The organism is Acinetobacter sp. YH12152 (assembly GCF_013418285.1).
Classification (GTDB): Bacteria; Pseudomonadota; Gammaproteobacteria; order Pseudomonadales; family Moraxellaceae; genus Acinetobacter; species Acinetobacter amyesii.
In genome coordinates this window covers 13887-34177 of the sequence record NZ_VPCH01000016.1, presented here as the reverse complement: position 1 = coordinate 34177, position 20291 = coordinate 13887, and the positions used below count along the sequence as shown (strand labels likewise).

Genomic DNA, 20291 nt, shown 5'->3' with positions numbered 1-20291 from the left:
TTTATATAAGTCTCTTTATTGGATTTTATTGTGGCTAATTGGGGAGTGGTAGTGAAAAGTGTGATAGGTTTTTCATATAACAAGTTATCAATTTGTATTGTGTCATTGATGTTAGTTGCTTGTGGCGGCGGAGGCGGTGGTGATAGTTCAAGTGGTTCTGCATCAACTTCAAGTTATCCAGAACCGACCCAAGACATAGTCGATGATACCAGTATTGGCTTTTATGACTACGATGCAAATGATGCTGTTCGTGAAATACGAAATGATTTAGTCGGCAACTTTTCAGCGCAAGTTCAATTTGGTCAAAGTCATGTCGTCGATCCGAATGCGAACGAATCCAAGAAAATGCCACGGTTAACCAGTGAAAAAGAAGCGCTGCTTATCGTGATGCCAACACTTGATATGCAAAACATCAAGCAACTCAAAGTAGAAATCTATCAAAACAACCGCTTAATTCGTACCGCGACATTGGATGATCCGACGCAAATGCCTGTTTCAGACCAGAGTGGGCAAAGAGGTCGTCCAGATGTTTGGTACAGTAAACGCGCGTGGACCACGAAGCTCAATTGGGATGAAGTTAAACCCGGTCTAAGATTAAAATTTATTGACGCAAATAAAGTCAGCGGTGAATTGGCTGAGGATAAAATCGATTTTGCTGCACCAGGTGAATTGGTTTTAAATAATATCCGTGTTGGTATGTTGGCAGATAAGCCAAATTCTACCGGCCACTATATGCTACTAGAGCCTGAAAAAGCGGGCACAGATTATTTCCAAACCATTCCTGCAGCAGAAATGACGGTTGCACAATATGATGATATTCAGTTAACACGTGCAATGGTATCTTCAGGTGTTATTTATGACAGTAAAAGTGCCGGAGATGGTGGTGTTTATGCAGGAGACATGCGTGAGGATGTCGGTAAATCAACCTTTAGTGTTGGTATAAACCTTGCTAACTGGGGTATTACCAGTGCATCTATGGCCAACCAAAGTCAGCCACAATTAACCCAAACAGTAGTTGTCCATCATACGAAGGGGAACTATGCCAATGGTGTGCATACTCATGGACTGAGTGGTGGTAATGGCATGCTCACGTTTTATGATTCTGTAGGGAATGAATTTAGCCATGAAATTGGCCATCACTATGGTTTAGGACATTACCCTGGTCAGGTAGGTGACAATCTATTTTGGGCTGCACATCATGCGGACAGTGGATGGGGTTATATTGCCAATCGCAATATGATGCGCGGAAATCTATCATGGACGGCGACATGGAAGTGGGATGGAGCGAATGGTATCCCAAATTTTAAAAATTTGTTTCCGTACGGAAAAGATGCCATGTCCGGCGGGTATCCTGATAGTAATGTATCACGCTACACACACTATACGGGTTACAGCACATTCCTGAAAATTCAACCACACTTTGACCGTTATGTCTGGGATGAAACTTCGCCTACCGGCTACAAAAAGTGGAACAAAACCACTCGTGAAATGGAAGTCGCTCAACCGAAGATGCCAAATTCTACGGCTCCGGTTTGGTATAACGCAGATCAAAATTATCCACGACCACGGGTCTTTGGTCAGCCTGTTATTACCATTTTAGGGGGCTATGATCCAGTCAATCAAGTTGGTTTGTTGTATCCTGCTGCACGTTCAAACTGGGGCAATGTGTATGACTTAACTGCTGCCAATACCACTTTAGACCAAGCGGCATGTTGGTTGAATGTGCAATACACGAATAAAGTCAACAATATTGCTTTAGCACCTGCACGATTAGGTAGTAATGCCAATAAACTGCATGTCAATTTAGCTTTGGCAGATCAACCACAGAAGGTCAATTTATACTGTAAAAAAGCAGGTGAAGAAGCCAAGTTATTAGCAAATATTGATATTCCAGTTTACAGCACAGCGATCAAGCCGGCTGTCAAAATTGGACGTCAGCATGGTTATAGTGCATTGCGTGCTATCGAACTTCCTCAATTAGAAAGTGCTTTGGAAGCGCAAGCTGCAAATGCTGTTGTTGCACTAAATCCAACTGAAAAAATGCTGTATGAGTCCTATAAAAATGACAAGTCATTGATGAATAGTGTGGCGCGTCAGCAATTAACCCGTTATGAGTCGCAACAAAACACAGCATACCGACTAAATCGTTGGATGAATGTGTATGCACAAGACCTAACCAATCAAGTTCCTGAGGCACAAAGCGCACTCGAAGCATTTATGACAAAGCTTTCAGTATCTCAGGAAGGTTTGTTTGATCAGGCAACATTGATCAAAAATGGTAATAACTGTTTGAAAGCAGAAACATTAACCGATGGAAAATTAAACTTATATATTAGTGGTCCAAGCGGATGTACTGCGGACGAATCGGAACAGTGGGTATATGATGCGATTGGTCGGATACACAGCAAGTCAAATCCAGATCAATGCGTAACAGGCAACGGTGGTTCAGCTAAAGTGACGCTAGAACGTTGCGTGTTAAACCAAACCAACCAAATTTGGACCATGGACCCTGCGACTACAACGATTCGTCAAAGTGGTCAATGTATGGATTTAAATACGGGACGTTTGCAAAATAACCGTGCGGATTTAATTCGATATAGCTGTACCAATGGTGGCAATCAACGTTGGACAAATTTGACAGCAAGCCAAAACTTATTATGGACATATTTATCAGCGACGAACATGAAACTGATTAATAAATAATCTGTAAATAGAAAATAAGGTCCAATAAGGACCTTATTTTTTTGCTTTTAAAAATCGATAGGCACAAAAAAAGCCCTAAGAAGGGCTTTTTTCATCGCAACAAATTAGTTAGCTAAAGCTTTAACTTGTGCATTTAAACGGCTCTTATGACGAGCAGCTTTGTTTTTATGGATGATGCCTTTATCAGCCATACGGTCGATTACAGGAACAGCTTTTTTGTAAGCTTCTGTAGCGACAGCGTAATCACCAGCAGCAATAGCAGCTACTGTGCGTTTAAGATAAGTACGAACCATAGAACGTAAGCTTGCGTTGTGTTGACGTGCTTTAACGTTTTGACGAGCACGTTTTTTTGCTTGAGCAGAGTTTGCCACTCGTGCACTCCTTGAAATAGATTGGTCTGGGCGGGCTGAAATTACATCTGAAAACCAACATCAGAAGAACTATCACCAGCCCGTAAACAAGTGCCATATTGTGATTAAACTAAGCGCTTAAGTCAAGTCTTGACATGCTTTGACAACATTTTAGATGCAGAAAAATTTTAAAGAAAACGTTAGATTAGTCTAAAGTTATTGAGATTGTATGAAAAATGACTAAAAGTATAGAGAATGCAATTGTCATTGGGGCAACAGGATTGGTCGGGCGGGAATTGGTTCGTCAGCTCAGTCAAAATACAGGATGTAAGAATATTACGGCTGTGGTACGTCAGCGTGACCATGAACTGAATGGACTGGCAAAAGTTCAACAAATGGTGATCAGTGACTTTCTTTCTCTGACTCAGGATGATGTGAGAGATTATAGTCATGCCTTTAGTTGTTTAGGCTCGACCATTAAAAAAGCAGGGTCTAAAGATCATTTTTATCAGATCGATTTTAGCATCAATGCGCATTTTGCTGAATTATTAGAATATACAGAAACCCATTTGATCATAGTTAGTGCTATGGGCGCTGACGCCAATTCCGCATTTTTTTATAATCGAGTCAAAGGGGAATTGGAATATTATTTAAAAACCTTAAAGTTAAATCAACTTTCGATATTAAAGCCTTCGCTGTTACTTGGCGAGCGTCATGAATCTCGGCGTTTAGAAGATGCGACACAGAAACTTTATATGCGCTTTTCGCATTTTGTACCAGACCGTTTCAAATTTAAGCCAGTGACAGCACAGCAAGTGGCTCATACTATGGTCGATGCAGCACAAACTCAGACTGAAAAGTTCGAGATTTATGATAATTTACGCATACTAACAATTAAATGAGGGAAATACCGTGTCTACAGTTCCATTCGTCACCTGTGATTTACTTGATGATCATCCAGATAAAGAATTACAAGTGGTGATCCCGTCGTTGGATGGTAAATTCTTTCAAAGTTATGGTGCACGAAAAAGTTTTGGCGGTCAGGTGATGACGGTCAAATGTTTTGAAGATAACTCTCGTGTTAAAGAATTATTGGCAACCGATGGTACGGGTAAAGTATTGGTTGTGGATGGTGGTGCGTCGATGCGCTGTGCCTTGATGGGTGATATGATTGCTGAATCTGCAGTTAACAATCATTGGAATGGCGTCATTATTTACGGCTGCGTGCGTGATGTTGATGCGATTGCCGAACTTGATTTAGGTGTGCATGCTTTGGCTGCGATTCCACAAAAAAGTAACCGCAAAGGCGTGGGTGAAACAGATATTCCATTAAGTTTTGGTGGTGTAAACATTCAGTCTGGTGATTTTATTTATGCTGACAATAACGGCATTGTTGTTTCAAAAGAGCAATTGGTTGTTCTTTAAGTGGGTTTGAGTTTTTAGTCATGGAATCAGTTGGCATTGCTTACTTATATACGACGATATAAATCTGGAAAAAATACAAACTTCAGCTGAGGACTCTCGGCTGTTGTATAAAAATACGAAATAAAAGAAGAAAGGAAGAATATATGTTGTTGCATCAATTAAAAGTGGCGCAAGCGTTGCTCTCAGGCGTAGCAGAGGGCGGACGAGGTACAAATGGGACGCCTTATCCCAAACAACCTGATAAAGCCCTTAAACTGTACGAATTTGAAGGTTCTCCGTATTGCCGTCGTGTGCGTGAAGTTTTGACCACACTTAATTTGGATTATGAGGTTTACCCATGTCCCAAAGGGGCTAAAAAGTACCGTTTAGAGGTACAGAAATTAGGTGGAAAACAGCAATTCCCTTTCTTGGTGGATGACAATACTGGGGATCGTTTGTACGAATCTCAGCAAATAATTCATCATCTATTTAAACATTATGGCAAAACAGGTCAGACTCCTAGGAAATATGCCAATTATCCTAAAATTCCGTATGTTGCCTATGTTGGAACCTTAATTAATGGGGCTCAAGGCGTGTGGGTGCACCGTAAAGTCATTCATCGTGATGCTCCAAGTCAACTCTTAGAACTATGGGGTTTTGAAGCGAGTCCATATACACGTATCGTACGTAGCGCATTGTCTGAAATGGAATTGGCATATATCTTTCATAATGTGGCTAAGGAACGTTGGCAAGATCAGGGATTAGCGGTAATGCGCTTAAGACCTGGTAAATATGTACCCCTGAAAGGTGGCAAGCGTGAACAAGTGTTAAAAATCATGGGGAACAATATTCAAGTGCCATATTTGAAAGATCCTAATACTGGTGTAGAACTTTTTGAATCTGAAAAAATTGTAAAATATCTGAAGAAGCAATATTTGAGCTAATCTCACTCAAGTTTAAGCTAAGTGCAGTGTATAGTCAGACTGATGGCTATACACGTATTGTAATGTTAAATGGATTTAAAATTAGAAGAAAAATGCATCATAGCTGCATCAATTGAATTAGAATAAATTGTTAAAAAATAAGAAATTTACTTAATTATAGGGATATCCTAAAAGGATTAAACTCATTAATGTAAAAGACATTTCATTTTTTCGGGGGAAGTAAATCATGTCACCACAAGAAGTCATACTACCCGTACCGGTGCTCGTCGTTGAAGATGAGGAAATTATTCAATTACGTTTACGTCAAATTTTGACAGAGCTGGGTTATAAGCGTGAAGAGCTTATCTTCACCAAAAATGTTAAAGAATCTATTCAAGCCGTAGAGACCCAACCGATATCCTTAGCCTTAGTTGACTTAGGTTTGCCTGATGGTAGTGGTATCGAAATTATTGAAAAAATACGTTCCCTCGAAAGTAATACCATGATCTTGGTTGTCTCTGCATGGAGTACACAAGAAAGCTTATTTGCCGCAATTAAAGCAGGTGCAACGGGCTATGTATTAAAAGAACGTGATGATGCTGAAGTACTTTTATCTATTCGGAGTATTTTACGTGGTGGGGCGCCGATTGACCCATTTATTGCACGAGAAATCCTTAAACAAATATCCGAAGCCGAAGCGCCAAGTCCAGAACAAACAGTCGCCGATGAAGCAGACCTGAACCTCTTGACCAGTCGTGAAAAAGAAATTTTATGTTTGGTTGCTCAAGGTTTGAGTAACCGTGAGATTGCTGAACAGCTTTTTGTTTCTCGCTATACCGTAGAAAGCCATATTAAACATATTTATCGCAAATTAGCCGTAACGAAACGAACCAAAGCCGTGAGTACAGCAAGATCTATGGGTATTCTATAATGCGTAAAGGAGGATATTTTTTCTTATTTATCCTCTGTTTAGTATGGGGGAGCTTGAGTCATGCAGAGCAAGTATTCCCTGTAAATGATCAATGTAATGTAACTGTGAATAGCATTTCACGGGTGAAAACACCATCCAATCAAGAATTACCCAGAACGGGATGGAAAACCACACAATTACCTGATCGTTGGAAAGAAGATAAAGACTGGGAAGGTTATCAAGGTGGTGCTTGGTATAAACTAGACTGGTCTTGGTACTGTAAAAATAATGCCCGTTTGGCAGAACCCATCGTACTATATATTGATTATATCATTAATACGGGTTCAGTCTTTCTGAATGGCGACTTGCTGTGGACCAATAAAAATCTTCAAGAACCGATTTCTAAAAGTTGGAATGTTGCGCGCTATTGGATTTTACCGATAAGTGGAATCAAACATGATCATAATGAAACTTTGATCTATGTGTATGGCTACTCGAGTCTAAATGCAGGATTAGGACCAGTTAAATTTAATAATGTAATGGCAACGTTGGAGCAGGCCGAAGAAGCCACATGGACACGTCGAACCATTTTACAGTTAAATATTTTTCTTTCCGGGGTCTTGGGTCTAATTTGCTTCATTATTTGGTTGATGCGTCCTCGTGATACCAGTTTTGGCTGGTTTGCGCTTTCAACAGTGTTGTGGATTTTATTTCTCAGTAATGCTCTGACTACTGAAACCTTTCCATACCCAGATTCGATTTTTTCCACCAAAGCCAATTTGATATTTTCAATGCTGTACTTTCAGTGTTTTAGCATCTATATCTTGCGCTTTGTTGGACGTAAATTTCCGCGAATTGAATTGTCCTGTACTATGCTCACTGCGGCTCTGATTGGTGTAGTATGTATTTGGCCATTTGAACAAAATGCGGAAATTTCGAGCCTTATTTTCTTTTTGTATTGTGCATTCTTTTTTATCACTTACCTCTATCTGTGTAAAATTTGTTTCAAAGAACGAAGAAAGGACTATATTTTATTAGCAATCTGTTTGACTGCGATAATTGTGATAGTCATAGCTGACATCATGGTTTTGGTACTCTTTCCAAAAGAAAATTTTACACCTTTATCACCCTTTACTTCACCGATTATAACCTTATTTATAGTGGTGATCTTGGGGGCGAGACTCAATCGAAATATACAGAAAATTGAAAAATATAATGATGATCTGGCATTTGAAGTTCAGAAAGTCAGTGATGAACTATGCAGTAGCTTGAATGATAAACATCAGCTTGAACTGAGTAATGTACGCCTGCAAGAACGAATTAAATTATCACATGATCTGCATGATGGTCTGGGCGCATCCATTGTGCGCTCGATGATCTTGGTTGATCAGTGTGAAAGTAATATTCCAAACAAACAGTTCTTGTCGATGTTGAAATTACTTCGGGATGATTTAAGGCAAATTATTGATAGTGGATCATCTTTAGACAGTAAAGTGCCAGATTCACCTTTGCTCTGGATCGCACCTGTTCGACATCGCTTTAGTCAGTTGATGGATGAAGTGGAAATGAATGCCAAATGGTGTATTCCTTCGCAGTGGGCGATCAAACCAACGGCAATTCAGTGTCTGACTTTAATACGAGTGATTGAAGAAAGCCTGACCAATATTGTGAAACATAGCCAAGCAAATCATGTCAATGTCACGCTGTCACAGTTCGAAAATGGCGCATTGTTATTAACTATTGAAGATGATGGTGTCGGTTTCGATGTTGAGAGTGTTTCAAATCATGGCATGAGTATTGGGATGCGAAGTATGAAAATGCGTGTAGAGCGGATAGGTGGGAATTTCAAAATTCATTCTCAGCAAGGCTGTACGATTATTCATACAGAAATTAATTTAAAATCAGCTGCATAAAATAATATGTTGAAATAATAAAAATGATGATCAATTAGATATTAAATAACCTAAAGCGCATTGCATTGTTCTGCTGTGTCACTTTTATCGCCGCTTGTGGTTCGCAGGATCAAGCGCCTAAACCGGGTGAGTATGGGCAGATTTTGTTCCAACAATCAGTGTTAAGCACCGAAGAAATTCAGCAATTACTCACAGAAAGTCAAAGCCATACAAATGCATTAAACACTAAAAATTTTGCAGTGGATTACACGGCGACATCGAGCCAAAACCCATATCGTGCAGTCTTGTTGGTCAGAGGTAGGGCAATGACCAGTGGCGAGGTATCCGTTAAATTTCAAATTGATAACTACAATGCTGCTATTCAACAAACCTCAAGCAATCTCATGCAAATGGACGCAGGTGTTGATCAGGTTGAACGATTAGAGACATTGGATGCAGGACAAGAATTTACTTTTGTCATGGATGGTGCACCTTTTTCAGTCAATGCTGCCAACGACCCAAATAGCATGACCAGTCAACTGAGTTTGTTAGAGTCGAGGAATGTGGAGTTTCAAAGTATTGAATTACAAATTTGACAAGGCAAAGGCAGTCAATACGGTGTAATGCGCTATCTTTGGTTTATTGGATTGGTGTTATTGATTGTATGGGTTTATCGCGTCATCGTGGAGAAAAAAGCCGATCAAGTCGAAGATTTTTTAAATCGTAGAAAGCGAAAATAATGCTATTCAGTAGCATAAAAAGGGAGCGTGACGCTCCCTTTTTTATTGATTTTATTCAGCTTCTGTTGGGACGAGCATGAGTACAGATTCATTTAATAGCATGGAAATATCTTCTAAAATATCAGCATCATATAAAGATTCGTCTAGCGCTAGACTTTGACCATCGGCAATGGTTTTTAAATGCAATGCAAATTCGTCTGAGATACAGATTCCTTCACCATTTGCCCAAAACAAAATATCACCATCTTGCTCTGTGTAAAGTAAGCGTGAAGCAGGTTCTAACATGAGTTGATAGCCTTGATCTAGAGCTTCCTCTAAATCACCAGTGCCGATTTCTTCTGCTTCAGGAATATTGTCAGGATATTTAGGTTCTGACATTAAGCTCATGATTGCATCTTCAAGTACGGTTGAATTTTGCAATTGTTCAAATAACTTTTCTTTTAAATACTCAAGTTCATTTTCAGTCACTTGGCCAATCGCACTGATTTGGTCACGTAAAATGTCAGTTAATGGATTTTTAAGTAGAGGATTGTCTGTGAATTTGTCTGTCACTCGATCCATCATTTCAGTGACATTTGGCATGCGGAAGCCAAATGAATACGTCAGACATTCATCTTCAGCTACGCCATAGTGTGATAGGCCTGGTGGTACATAAAGTAAGTCGCCGGGAGCAAGCACTTCATCAAAATGAACGTCCATTTCTGGCAGTAAGCGAAGCGGTTGACCTTCGACAAATGAAGTATCTGCATCACACATCTGACCTAATTGCCAACGGCGGTGACCATAGCCTTGTACGAGGAATACATCGTAAAAATCAAAATGTTGTCCGACAGAGCCACCTTTTTGTGCATACGACACCATGATGTCATCACGACGCCATTGCGGAATAAATGAAAACTGCTTCCAAAGCTCGGCTAGGTCAAAAGAATAATGATCGACAGCTTGAACCAATAAAGTCCACAGTTTCGGCATTTTTTGAAAATCAGCTTTAAGTAGTGGAGAAGATTTTACTGTCCATTGGTTAGGATCACGATCTTTTTGTTTGATGAGACGTGCAGTGACGTTATCTTCTAAAGCCAATTCAAGAATGTCTTTGGGTTCTAGTATATGGGCAATTTCAGGGAGTGCATTACGAACCAATAATGGTTTTTTCTGCCAATATTCGGCAAGGAATTGTTCAGCGCTGATACCGCCGAGGATGTCAAGAGAATGAGCCATAGCTAAATACATACAATTTCAATGGATATATTGTCCCTTGAGATTCCAGTTTTTAGCAAGGCTCTATTTCATTAAATTATTTCGATTAACTTGAGACTATTTTAAAGGATTGTCTTTGAGATATTGCATGACTAATTTTTCAACTTCCAAATCATAGCTATTGGCAGCAGCCGTAGTCGCTGAAAATTTCATGAATTGCTCAAAATGTGCATTGGTGTCAATTTTAGTATTTTCTTTGTCAGACATTAATTTGAAATGATTCGGCATGACTTTTGCCATCATTTCAACATTTTCGGTTTGTAGTTTTAGAAGTTTTTTCACTTCAACTGTTTGTGGTTGAATGCTTTCAAATTTTTGTTTGCCTAGAGCAACCAGTTTATTGATTTGTTGTTCTGGCGTGCTACTACCACCGGTTTTGGTTTTAGTCCCTAGCTGTTGAATGATTTGCTCCTGCATTGCAGCGCCTTGTTGTTCTAATTCAGCAAAGATAAATTTATATTGAACCCATTCATTGACTAAGTTTTTATTGTATTGCTGAGAGTTGGTCACAGTTTGATTCACTGTATTGGTATGACCGTTTGTCGAACAAAATAGAAGGCTAATGCTAATGAGGCTAGATGAAATTAAATTAAACGTTTTCATGTTTTCAGTTCTTGGTTGTAATAAATAAGTAAGTGACTTTTTAATCATTAGCCCATAAAGAGCTAATGATGTGTTTATTATGCTGTAACAGATAATAATTTTAAAATTATGGGACTAAGATCTTAAGCTCACGCAAAATATTGCAGAGTTTAATCATCGGCATACCCATGAGTGTAGTTTGGTCTTGCCCGATCATTTCTTCAAATAAGCTAATCCCTAAACTTTCACATTTAAAACTGCCAGCGCAGTGTAACGGTTGTTCAACCTGAACATAACGTTCAATTTCAGGCAAGCTTAGTTTGCGAAATTTCACTTTATAGTGCTCGACAAGGGTTTGTTCAAAACCTATCGATTTTTGTTGGACACTGAGTGCAGTACTGAAATAAACGATTTTGTCAGAATTGGCTTGAAGCTGCTTGATGGCTTTTTCATCGCAAAGCGGTTTACCGATAAAAATATCTGGTGCGCCTTCGCGCCATGCGACTTGGTCAGAACCAATCACAATCGCGTCTGGGTGTTGGTTTGCAATCGCTGAAGCTTTTTCAAATGCCAGTCGCTTCGCTAACTCATCGGCGTGGTTCTCACCGCGAGGTGTTTCGTCTATATCTGGTACGATTGAGTGATAATCAATCCGTAAACGGTCCATCAGGTCTTTACGGGTTTGGCTGCTCGAAGCCAAAATGATTTTGGGAGTACTCATTACACTGCATATTCCATAAGTACATCAAGCGGTACATAAGACAGCGCCGCTTGGTGACACGCTTGTATTTTAATAGGTGGGGCAAATCCTTCTTGATACGCTTCCACCCAGCGAGTCACACAGATACACCAGAAGTCACCAGGTTGTAGTCCTGGAAAACCAACTTCGGGTAAGGGTGTGATTAGGTCATTGCCAACTTTTTGGGAAAAGTTTAAAAATTCAGATGTCATTTGTGCACACATCGTATGCTGACCAAGGTCTATTGTTGCTGTATGGCAAAAGCCATTTCTAAAATATCCGGTAATCGGATCAAAACAACAGCTTGCCAAGGGTTCGCCTAAAACATTTAAACGATTAATATTTGGGTCTGGATGAATCGACATAAGCGCTGAATCTTTATAAGGCTTTTCGCTATCATAACAAAACTTTGGCTCTACATAGCTTTTCTGCAAAAGAAGCTAACGTTTTTCTGCATAATCATTTAAAATCGTCGCGTTTTGATATCAATAAAAGAGAGTAATGCATGAACTTTCAGCGTATGACTGACCTAGATTTGGCGGGTAAACGTGTTCTGATCCGTGAAGATCTTAACGTACCAGTTAAAAATGGCGTGATTACAAGCGATGCACGGTTACGTGCGGCGTTGCCAACAATTAAAGCAGCTGTAGAAAAAGGTGCTGCTGTAATGGTGTATTCACACTTAGGTCGTCCTGTTGAAGGTGAGCCTAAAGCAGAACAGTCTCTAGCACCTGTAGCCGCTTATTTAACAGAAGCTTTGGGTCAAGACGTTCAACTGATCACTGACTATTTGGATGGTGTTGACGTTGCGCCAGGTCAAGTGGTTTTACTTGAAAACTGCCGTTTCAACGTAGGTGAAAAGAAAAACAATCCTGAATTATCTGCTAAATATGCAGCACTTTGTGATGTCTACGTTATGGATGCATTTGGTACGGCTCACCGTGCAGAAGCATCGACTGAAGGCGTAGCACGTTGTGCAAAAGTGGCTGCTGCAGGTCCTTTACTTGCTGCTGAGCTTGATGCGCTAGGTCGTGCACTTAAAACTCCTGCAAAACCAATGGTTGCGATTGTTGCAGGCTCAAAAGTTTCTACTAAATTAGATGTATTAACTTCACTATCTGACATCTGTGATCAATTGATCGTGGGTGGTGGTATTGCCAATACATTCTTAGCTGCTGCGGGCTTTAATGTTGGTAAATCACTTTGTGAAAATGACCTGATCGACACAGCAAAAGCCATTGCTGCAAAAGTATCTGTACCACTTCCAACAGATGTTGTTGTTGCTGATGCTGCTGAAAGTGATTTTGCAGACTTCCTCGGTTCATTAGCTGCTGCTAAAGCTGTTGTGAAAAAAGTTGAAGATGTAACAGATAACGACATGATTTTGGATGTAGGTCCTGAAACTGCCAAAGCATTTGCAGAAATCTTGAAAACTTCAAAAACTATTCTATGGAATGGCCCAGTAGGTGTATTTGAAGTTGATCAATTCGGCGAAGGCACAAAAGCATTGTCTTTAGCGATTGCAGAATCTGAAGGCTTCTCGATCGCGGGTGGTGGTGACACGCTTGCTGCAATTGATAAATATGAAGTTGCAGACAAAATTGGTTACATCTCGACTGGTGGTGGTGCCTTCCTTGAATTCGTTGAAGGTAAAACTCTTCCTGCTGTAGCAGCGCTTATCGAACGTGCTTAATGAAGCATTATCAATAAGATAATACAGTATTAAAAAAGGTTGGCTTCGGTCAGCCTTTTTTTATGGTCTATTCATTTTGCCGTCATCAAAGTGCAATATTTCTGCAATAAAATTCATCGCAACACCTAATTCGCAGTAGTAGGAAACAACGATGAACTTAAAACTTGCACTTGCTGTACTTTTAATTGCTCCATTAACTTTGACAGCTTGTGCTAAAAAAGAGTCTGCACCAACGGAATCAGAAGCATCTGCTGTTGCCGTAGACAATGCTCAAACAACGCCAGAACAACAAAAAGCCATTGATGAACTTGATAAGCCAGTATTGGATGAAAAGAACCAAGATGTTCCTGCTGAAATTGCAAATGCACCTGCAGACGAAGCAACAGCTGACGCTGAAACAGCCGCTTCAGCAGCAGCAGCTCACTAAGATTGTTGTCTTTATTTAAAAAGTCCCTGCAAATGCAGGGATTTTTTTTTAAATAGTGTTATTTGTTGCTGAATTGAAATGATTGAGCATGTAGAATATGCGGCATTACCTGGGAGGATATTATGGCTCTTATTTCATTGCGCCAGCTCTTGGATCACGCCGGCGAACATGCTTACGGCGTACCAGCATTCAACGTAAACAACTTAGAACAAATGCGTGCAATTATGCTTGCAGCAGATGCAACAAATTCACCTGTAATTGTACAAGCATCTGCGGGTGCACGTAAGTATGCAGGCGCTCCGTTCTTGCGTCATTTGATTTTGGCAGCAATCGAAGAATGGCCACATATTCCTGTGGTTATGCACCAAGACCATGGTACTAGCCCTGACGTATGTCAACGTTCTATTCAACTTGGCTTCTCATCAGTGATGATGGACGGTTCTTTAGGTGAAGACGGTAAAACGCCAACTTCATACGAATACAACGTAGACGTGACTCGTCGTACTGTTCAAATGGCACATGCGTGTGGCGTTTCAGTAGAAGGCGAAATCGGTTGTTTAGGTAGCCTTGAAACTGGTATGGCTGGTGAAGAAGATGGTGTAGGCGCTGAAGGCGTACTTGATCATTCTCAGCTTTTAACTTCAGTTGAAGAAGCGCGTTCATTTGTAGCTGATACCAATGTTGACGCACTTGCAATTGCAGTGGGTACTTCACACGGTGCGTACAAATTTACTCGCCCACCTACAGGTGACATCTTAGCGATTGACCGTATTAAAGAAATTCACGCTGCTTTACCAAATACACATCTTGTAATGCACGGTTCAAGCTCTGTGCCACAAGAATGGTTAGCTGTAATTAATGAATTCGGTGGTAACATCGGCGAAACTTATGGTGTTCCAGTAGACCAACTTGTAGACGCAATCAAACACGGTGTTCGTAAAATTAACATCGATACTGACTTACGTCTTGCATCTACAGGTGCTATGCGCCGTATGATGGCTGAAAAACCAGCTGAATTTGACCCACGTAAATTCTTCTCTGCAACTGTTGATGCAATGAAACAAATTTGTATCGATCGTTATGAAGCATTTGGTACAGCGGGTAATGCTGACAAGATTCGTCCAATTTCTTTAGAGAAAATGGTGAGTCACTATAAATAATTTGTCTTGAGATAGATTATTTTTGAAGAAAAGCCCACAATTAAGTGGGCTTTTCTTTGATTTGAACTTAGAAAAATTGCTTTAAATACAACTCAAGAATAAGAGCGTGTCATGGAATTGATCTTTGCTGCCGCGATTTGCAGTGTTCTCGTTTCAGTAATTCTAAAACTCTGTCGTGATCGGGGTTTTAACCCTGCACAAATGATCACATGGAATTATGCATCTGCGAGTATTTTATGTTTTCTATGGTTTAAGCCGGATCTAGCCCATATTTCGATTAATAAAACGCCGTGGGTTTTAATTGCGGCTTTGGGTGTATTACTGCCGACGATTTTTTATTGCTTAGCACGCTCACTGCAAACAGCAGGTATTTTAAAAACCGAATTGGCTCAGCGCTTATCTGTTGTGCTTTCTCTTAGCGCAGCCTATTTTATTTTCAGTGAATATTTTAATGCCATTAAGCTCATTGGTATTGCACTTGGTGTACTTGCGGTATTGCTGATTTTATTTTCACAGCGTAAGGGAAGCATTGATGGAAAGCAGGGGATTTTATTTTTATTAAGCGTTTGGGCAGGCTATGCACTGATTGATGTGCTATTAAAATTTGCTTCAGGTTTAGGCATGCAGTTTGCGGTGACTTTAAATCTGGTGTTTATTTGTGCATTTTTACTTTCGAGTATTTATAACATCGTACAGCACGGCAGTTTGGGGCAGACCAAAAATATCCTCGCTGGATTGGGCTTAGGTCTCTTAAACTTTGCCAATATTGCACTGTATGTGAAAGCCCACATGTTGCTTAAAGACACACCTGCAATCGTATTTGCTGGCATGAATATTTTGGTCGTGGTTTTAGGTGTGGTTGCGGGCCTCATCATCTTTAAAGAAAAATTGAGAGTCGCAACCGTATTTGGTTTGATTGCAGGGATCATGAGTGTGGTTTGCTTAGCATATGCCATGTCTGTCTAAGATAATTTTTAGCAAAAACGATCGGGTGTTGTAGTAAATCATCCCACTCAGCCACGCCCATGAGCAGTCCTTGATCTCGACAGGTTGGACACTCAGGGCAGTGATGATCAGTATATTGATAAGTATGCAGATACATTTGATGGCAATGACCGCATTCAAACTTCATCGGCATTTGTAGTAAATATGACATGTCCCACCTCTGCTTGAATTGTTGTTTTGATTCAAATTATTCAGCAAAGTTCAGACCAATTTATAAAATTTCTATTTTCTCACATTGTTACTAAATATGTCGTTATTAAAAAAGCCCTCGTATTGAGGGCTTTTAGTTTTAGATGTTTACTTAACGTGTGAGTTGTTGAAAACGTTGTAAGGTATTTTCAAAATAACATTTACCCACAGCAACAGGGTGCTTCAGAAAATCTTGAGTTTCAATGGTGCCTTGTAACTGACCCGGTTGTTTACAGTTTGGGCAGTTTGGATAGCTATGGAGCATATCGCCCGCATATTTTTGTAAATAAACCGTATTGCACGCTTCGCAATGAAATTTCATAGGTAATTTTATAGCTGTAGGCATAGGGAGAAACCTGAGTATATTTTGAGCAGAATATACTCGATAATTGTTTAAATAATAAGTCCCGAAATGACAAAAAAGAGGCAAAATTGCCCCTTTCGTCGGTTTTATGGAAAGCTTAGAGGTGTGTAAAAATTTCTTCAGCATTCAGACGTGATTTAGGTAATTTCGCATTGAAATCATTTTCGCTACGATAGCCTAAAGTCATCAGTACAGAAGGAATCAAGTTTTGTTCAACTAAGCCCAATTCTTCAGTGATGATCGCTTCGTCAAATCCACCAATCGGTGTTGCATCCACACCTTCAATGCCTGCTGCCAAAAGCATTTGACCTAAAGCAATAAATGTTTGGTTTTCAGCCCAACGTTGAATATCACCTTTTTCATTACGATAATAATCGACATAACCTGTACGGCTGTCTTTTTGACCTTGTTTGGCTTTGTCATCTTTAAAGCGACCACTACGATCATCCTGATTTAAAAGATTATCTAAATGCTCTGCAGTGATGTCTGCTTTAGTACAGAATAAAATCGTATGTGATGAATCTAAAACTTTTGGGGCATTGTAGGCATATTTTCCTACTAAGGCTTTGGCAATGCGTTGTTTGGCTGCATCATGATCTGCAATAAAAAAATGCCAAGGCTGAATATTAATGGAAGATGGTGTTAAACGGAGTATTTGTAATAAACGCTCAAATTGTTCCTGTGGAATTTTTTTAGCAGGATTATATGCTTTCGTGGTATAGCGTTGTTTTGATACGTTTAACAGATCCATCGAATATCTCCAGATATAGTTTGCTGTAGTTTAGCGGATAAATGGCCAAATGGTCTAAGGAGAAAATTTTCCAAAGATAGATCTTAGTCGTATATGCTGTACTCATTGGCTAAAAATTAACAGATTTAAGCTGTATGAAGTGCGAATTAGAGTTATATAAAATCATAAGATAGATAAATGCTATTGGTAGTTTTTGCCAAAAGGCGTTTAATCAATTGTAGTTAATCATAGTTTAAGCATGAGACAGCAGCGATGGATTACACCAATCATTTCAAGAAAAAATTAAAAACCGAACAGCAGATTGGTTTATGGGTCGGATTAGCCGATGCTTATGGGACTGAAATAGCTGCAAACGCAGGTTATGACTGGTTGCTAATTGATGGCGAGCATGCACCAAGTGACTTACGGACGACATTGTCGCAATTGCAAAGTATTGCAGCATATCCTTCGCAAGCCGTAGTTCGACCTCCAATTGGTAGTGTGCAACTGATTAAACAATTGTTGGATATCGGTGCGCAAACCTTGCTGATTCCTATGGTTGAAACTGTTGAACAAGCTCAACTTATGGTTAAGGCAGTACGTTATCCACCTGAAGGTATTCGTGGAGTAGGTGCAGCATTAGCACGTGCAACACGTTGGAACAGTATTCCTGACTACTATGCAACTGCACATGAAAATATCTGTTTACTGATTCAGATTGAGTCGGTTGAGGGGATTAAAAACTTAGATGAAATACTGAAAATTGATGGCATCGATGGGGTATTTATTGGTGCGGTGGATTTGTCGGCGACGATGGGTTATCAGGGGAATTCGAACCATCCTGAAGTACAAAAAACCGTGATTGATGCAATTCAGCGTATACGTAAGGCGGGTAAAGCCGCAGGTATTTTGTCGACACAACATGATGTGACTCAGAAATATATCGAGTTAGGCACAGAATTTGTTGCCGTGGGTGTCGATACCAGTGTGCTCATGAATTCGTTACGAGAGCTTTTATCGAAGTATAAAACCGATACCCAAGTAATGAAAACAGAAGGTGGTTACTAAGCGGTACAGCCTTGGTTATATTATTTACTGTGTGGGTAATTAATTTACTCGTTGGTTAAAAAAATTAATTCAATAATTTTAGCAAAAGTAGTGGCTTAGAGTATATATAAGTCCTACTTTTGCTAATCAAAGCGCAATATTGTATACTTCTGCTTAACTCGAAGCGGGTAATGTTCCTGCTTATCTTTTTTTATTTAGCTGATTGTGATTTATCTGTATTCAAGCTTCTGACTTGAATCTTATCTTTGTAACTACAGAATTATTATTCCAAACCCGATTGATTAATCTCTTTGTTCTGTCACAAAAAGCTCACATGTTGAGTAAATCTTTTGAATATTTTAAATACTTGGCAAACTGCCAAAGCCGTAAATGGCGACGAAATTAATGTAAAACTGGTGCCTTTGAAACGTCAACAAAATACCAATGCTGGTTTAATTTGGGTTGATGTTGGGCAAATGATTGAATTAGAAACAGGCGAAACCTTTAACCTGAATCTAGATGGCAAAAGCTTCTATACTGGCCCAAACCAGCTATATCGCTTAGCTTAAATGAAAAAAACAGCAGATGATCTGCTGTTTTTTTTTGCTTAATTAAAAATCTACGTTTGCATGGTTTGGATACGTACATTAATCAGATATGATGGTAAATTTTTCTAAAGGCTAACGATTAGAAAGCTATGGACTAGTAAGACCAAATTTTTAATTTTAAATCACTCACAGATGGGTTTTCATTAAACTCTAATATTTGAGCTTGTTCTGCACGCCAGTCCCCTAAAACGATACGCGGTTTGCCATGCACATCATGTATTTGGGGGCGGTGGGTATGTCCATGAATCAGTAGATCGGCTAGCTCTAAAGCCTTTTCTACAGCTTCGGCATTTACATCCATGATGTCATAGGATTTAACTTGCTTGGTTTCTGTACTTTTTTTGCGGAAGCCATTGGCGATTTTTTGTCGAAAGCTAAGCGGTAAGCTCTTTAAGAAACCTAATAGGAAAGGATTACGAATCACTTTACGAAACTTTTGGTAAGACACATCATCGGTGCAAAGTAAATCGCCATGTTCGAGACGAATTTTATAGTTGCCAATGTGGAGATAATCCACGTCTTGTAATAATTGACCGTGAAATTTATCTAAAAACTTTTGACCCAATGCAAAATCACGATTACCTACTTGGAAATAAATTTGATTTCCCAAAGCAGTGAAATCTTTTAGTGCTGTAATGATTTCGTCTAACCATGGGGCAGTGAAGTCATCACCAATCCAAGCATTAAACCAATCACCTAAAATATACAGCTGGGTATTTTGAGTTTTGTATTGTTCTAACAAAGCTAAAAACCCCCGAACGAGTCGAGGGTGTTCAGGTGACAAATGTAAATCAGCGATAAACAGATAGGTCACGAATCTTTTCCTTTGAATCTCCCTAAATCCCTCTTTAAAAAAGAGGGACTTTTCCTCCCTTTTATAAAGGGAGGTTAGGAGGGATTCTTATTCAGAAATGATTTTAGCTGATTCGATTACAACGTTCTCTAGAGGAACGTCTGCGTGGTAGCCACGGTTACCAGTACGAACGCTTTTGATTGCGTCAACAACGTCAAGACCTTCAACTACTTTACCAAATACTGCATAGCCCCAACCTTGCGCTGTTTTACCAGTGTGGTTAAGGAAAGAGTTGTTTTTCACGTTAATGAAGAATTGAGCTGAAGCAGAGTGAGGTGCTTGAGTACGTGCCATAGCGATCGTACCAACATCATTGCTTAAACCGTTGTCAGCTTCGTTTTCAATAGAATCACGAGTTGTTTTTTCTTTGAAGTTTTCATCCATGCCGCCGCCTTGGATCATGAAACCATCAATAACACGGTGGAAAATCACGCCGTCATAGAAACCATCGCGAACATACTGTAAGAAGTTTTCAGCAGTTTTAGGTGCTTTTTCAGTGTTAAGCTCAAGAACAATACGACCTTTATTGGTGTTTAATTCGACTTGAGGAAAACTCATTGTGTAATCTCCTGTACATGGACATGAAAGCCATGGGTTTTTTGGTTGTGAGAAGCATAAGCAAACTGTAAACTACAAGGCAAGTAAAAACGTTACTTTCTTTGTTAAAAATGAAGAAAAGCGTTTTAATTATCCTAATTTTATCTTTATAGAAGTG

General features: G+C 39.6%; 22 protein-coding genes. 13 read left to right on the top strand and 9 right to left on the bottom strand.

The genetic code is table 11. The features are described 5' to 3' along the window. Positions 1-108 precede the first annotated feature (108 nt). Positions 109-2703, top strand: coding sequence for a M66 family metalloprotease (locus FTU83_RS07115; RefSeq protein WP_180105992.1), 2595 nt, complete (start codon positions 109-111; stop codon positions 2701-2703). A gap of 104 nt (positions 2704-2807) precedes the next feature. On the opposite strand, the gene rpsT is transcribed toward FTU83_RS07115, so the two are convergent. Beyond that, positions 2808-3074: a 30S ribosomal protein S20 gene (gene rpsT, locus FTU83_RS07110; protein ID WP_078188707.1), complete on the bottom strand. Its 267-nt coding sequence runs from the start codon at positions 3072-3074 to the stop codon at positions 2808-2810. Between the two features lie 215 nt (positions 3075-3289). Between rpsT and FTU83_RS07105 the strand changes: the two genes are divergently transcribed. The 6 genes from FTU83_RS07105 (at position 3290) to FTU83_RS07080 (ending at position 8778) form a co-directional block, all read left to right on the top strand. After that, complete coding sequence (locus tag FTU83_RS07105) at positions 3290-3955, top strand: NAD(P)H-binding protein (RefSeq protein WP_180004631.1); 666 nt, start codon at positions 3290-3292, stop codon at positions 3953-3955. A gap of 10 nt (positions 3956-3965) precedes the next feature. Further along, on the top strand, positions 3966-4478 hold the full coding sequence (rraA, locus tag FTU83_RS07100; protein ID WP_168377554.1) for a ribonuclease E activity regulator RraA: 513 nt from the start codon (positions 3966-3968) through the stop codon (positions 4476-4478). Positions 4479-4621: 143 nt separating this feature from the next. Next, complete coding sequence (locus FTU83_RS07095) at positions 4622-5401, top strand: glutathione S-transferase N-terminal domain-containing protein (protein WP_180004632.1); 780 nt, start codon at positions 4622-4624, stop codon at positions 5399-5401. Between the two features lie 226 nt (positions 5402-5627). Next, positions 5628-6311: a response regulator transcription factor gene (locus FTU83_RS07090; RefSeq protein ID WP_078188703.1), complete on the top strand. Its 684-nt coding sequence runs from the start codon at positions 5628-5630 to the stop codon at positions 6309-6311. Positions 6312-6364: 53 nt separating this feature from the next. Then, positions 6365-8203, top strand: a complete 1839-nt coding sequence (locus FTU83_RS07085) for an ATP-binding protein (RefSeq protein WP_306669529.1) — start codon at positions 6365-6367, stop codon at positions 8201-8203. Positions 8204-8346: 143 nt separating this feature from the next. Beyond that, positions 8347-8778, top strand: coding sequence for a hypothetical protein (locus FTU83_RS07080; protein WP_180004634.1), 432 nt, complete (start codon positions 8347-8349; stop codon positions 8776-8778). Positions 8779-8973: 195 nt separating this feature from the next. On the opposite strand, the gene FTU83_RS07075 is transcribed toward FTU83_RS07080, so the two are convergent. The 4 genes from FTU83_RS07075 to FTU83_RS07060 all read right to left on the bottom strand — a co-directional run bounded on the left by FTU83_RS07075 (position 8974) and on the right by FTU83_RS07060 (position 11865). After that, positions 8974-10140 carry a cupin domain-containing protein gene (locus FTU83_RS07075; protein WP_180105991.1) on the bottom strand — a complete coding sequence of 389 codons (1167 nt, stop codon included), beginning with the start codon at positions 10138-10140 and terminating at the stop codon, positions 8974-8976. Positions 10141-10236: 96 nt separating this feature from the next. Then, positions 10237-10782: a hypothetical protein gene (locus FTU83_RS07070; protein WP_168379856.1), complete on the bottom strand. Its 546-nt coding sequence runs from the start codon at positions 10780-10782 to the stop codon at positions 10237-10239. 106 nt (positions 10783-10888) lie between these two features. Next, positions 10889-11482: a nucleoside triphosphate pyrophosphatase gene (locus FTU83_RS07065; RefSeq protein ID WP_180004636.1), complete on the bottom strand. Its 594-nt coding sequence runs from the start codon at positions 11480-11482 to the stop codon at positions 10889-10891. Beyond that, positions 11482-11865 carry a DUF2237 family protein gene (locus FTU83_RS07060; RefSeq protein ID WP_180004637.1) on the bottom strand — a complete coding sequence of 128 codons (384 nt, stop codon included), beginning with the start codon at positions 11863-11865 and terminating at the stop codon, positions 11482-11484. Before FTU83_RS07060 ends, FTU83_RS07065 begins: the two co-directional genes overlap by 1 nt. 140 nt (positions 11866-12005) lie before the next feature. Between FTU83_RS07060 and FTU83_RS07055 the strand changes: the two genes are divergently transcribed. From FTU83_RS07055 to FTU83_RS07040, 4 genes are all read left to right on the top strand, one after another. Next, positions 12006-13193 (top strand): phosphoglycerate kinase, encoded by a 1188-nt coding sequence (locus tag FTU83_RS07055; protein ID WP_180105990.1) that lies wholly within the window; start codon positions 12006-12008, stop codon positions 13191-13193. Between the two features lie 151 nt (positions 13194-13344). Continuing rightward, on the top strand, positions 13345-13620 hold the full coding sequence (locus FTU83_RS07050; protein ID WP_078193510.1) for a hypothetical protein: 276 nt from the start codon (positions 13345-13347) through the stop codon (positions 13618-13620). A gap of 122 nt (positions 13621-13742) precedes the next feature. Further along, a complete protein-coding gene (gene fba, locus FTU83_RS07045; RefSeq protein WP_078193509.1) occupies positions 13743-14780 on the top strand; it encodes a class II fructose-bisphosphate aldolase in 1038 nt (345 codons plus the stop codon). A gap of 111 nt (positions 14781-14891) precedes the next feature. Continuing rightward, positions 14892-15746 carry an EamA family transporter gene (locus FTU83_RS07040; RefSeq protein ID WP_078193508.1) on the top strand — a complete coding sequence of 285 codons (855 nt, stop codon included), beginning with the start codon at positions 14892-14894 and terminating at the stop codon, positions 15744-15746. A gap of 340 nt (positions 15747-16086) precedes the next feature. Here FTU83_RS07040 and FTU83_RS07035 read toward each other — a convergent pair whose 3' ends face one another. Beyond that, entirely contained in the window at positions 16087-16320 is a 234-nt protein-coding gene (locus FTU83_RS07035) for a hypothetical protein (RefSeq protein WP_078188692.1), read from the bottom strand. Positions 16321-16435: 115 nt separating this feature from the next. Then, the gene (nfsB, locus tag FTU83_RS07030) at positions 16436-17089 is read right to left on the bottom strand and encodes an oxygen-insensitive NAD(P)H nitroreductase (RefSeq protein ID WP_111883737.1); all 654 of its coding nucleotides are present in this window, start codon (positions 17087-17089) and stop codon (positions 16436-16438) included. A 252-nt stretch (positions 17090-17341) separates the two neighbouring features. Here nfsB and hpaI point away from each other — a divergent pair, with 252 nt between their 5' ends. Then, the gene (hpaI, locus tag FTU83_RS07025) at positions 17342-18136 is read left to right on the top strand and encodes a 4-hydroxy-2-oxoheptanedioate aldolase (protein ID WP_168379673.1); all 795 of its coding nucleotides are present in this window, start codon (positions 17342-17344) and stop codon (positions 18134-18136) included. A 329-nt stretch (positions 18137-18465) separates the two neighbouring features. Further along, a complete protein-coding gene (locus FTU83_RS07020; RefSeq protein ID WP_111883736.1) occupies positions 18466-18684 on the top strand; it encodes a transposase in 219 nt (72 codons plus the stop codon). A gap of 133 nt (positions 18685-18817) precedes the next feature. On the opposite strand, the gene FTU83_RS07015 is transcribed toward FTU83_RS07020, so the two are convergent. Both FTU83_RS07015 and FTU83_RS07010 read right to left on the bottom strand, forming a co-directional pair. Continuing rightward, entirely contained in the window at positions 18818-19537 is a 720-nt protein-coding gene (locus FTU83_RS07015) for a UDP-2,3-diacylglucosamine diphosphatase (protein ID WP_180004640.1), read from the bottom strand. 87 nt (positions 19538-19624) lie between these two features. Next, positions 19625-20134: a peptidylprolyl isomerase gene (locus tag FTU83_RS07010; RefSeq protein ID WP_078193500.1), complete on the bottom strand. Its 510-nt coding sequence runs from the start codon at positions 20132-20134 to the stop codon at positions 19625-19627. Positions 20135-20291: the final 157 nt, after the last annotated feature.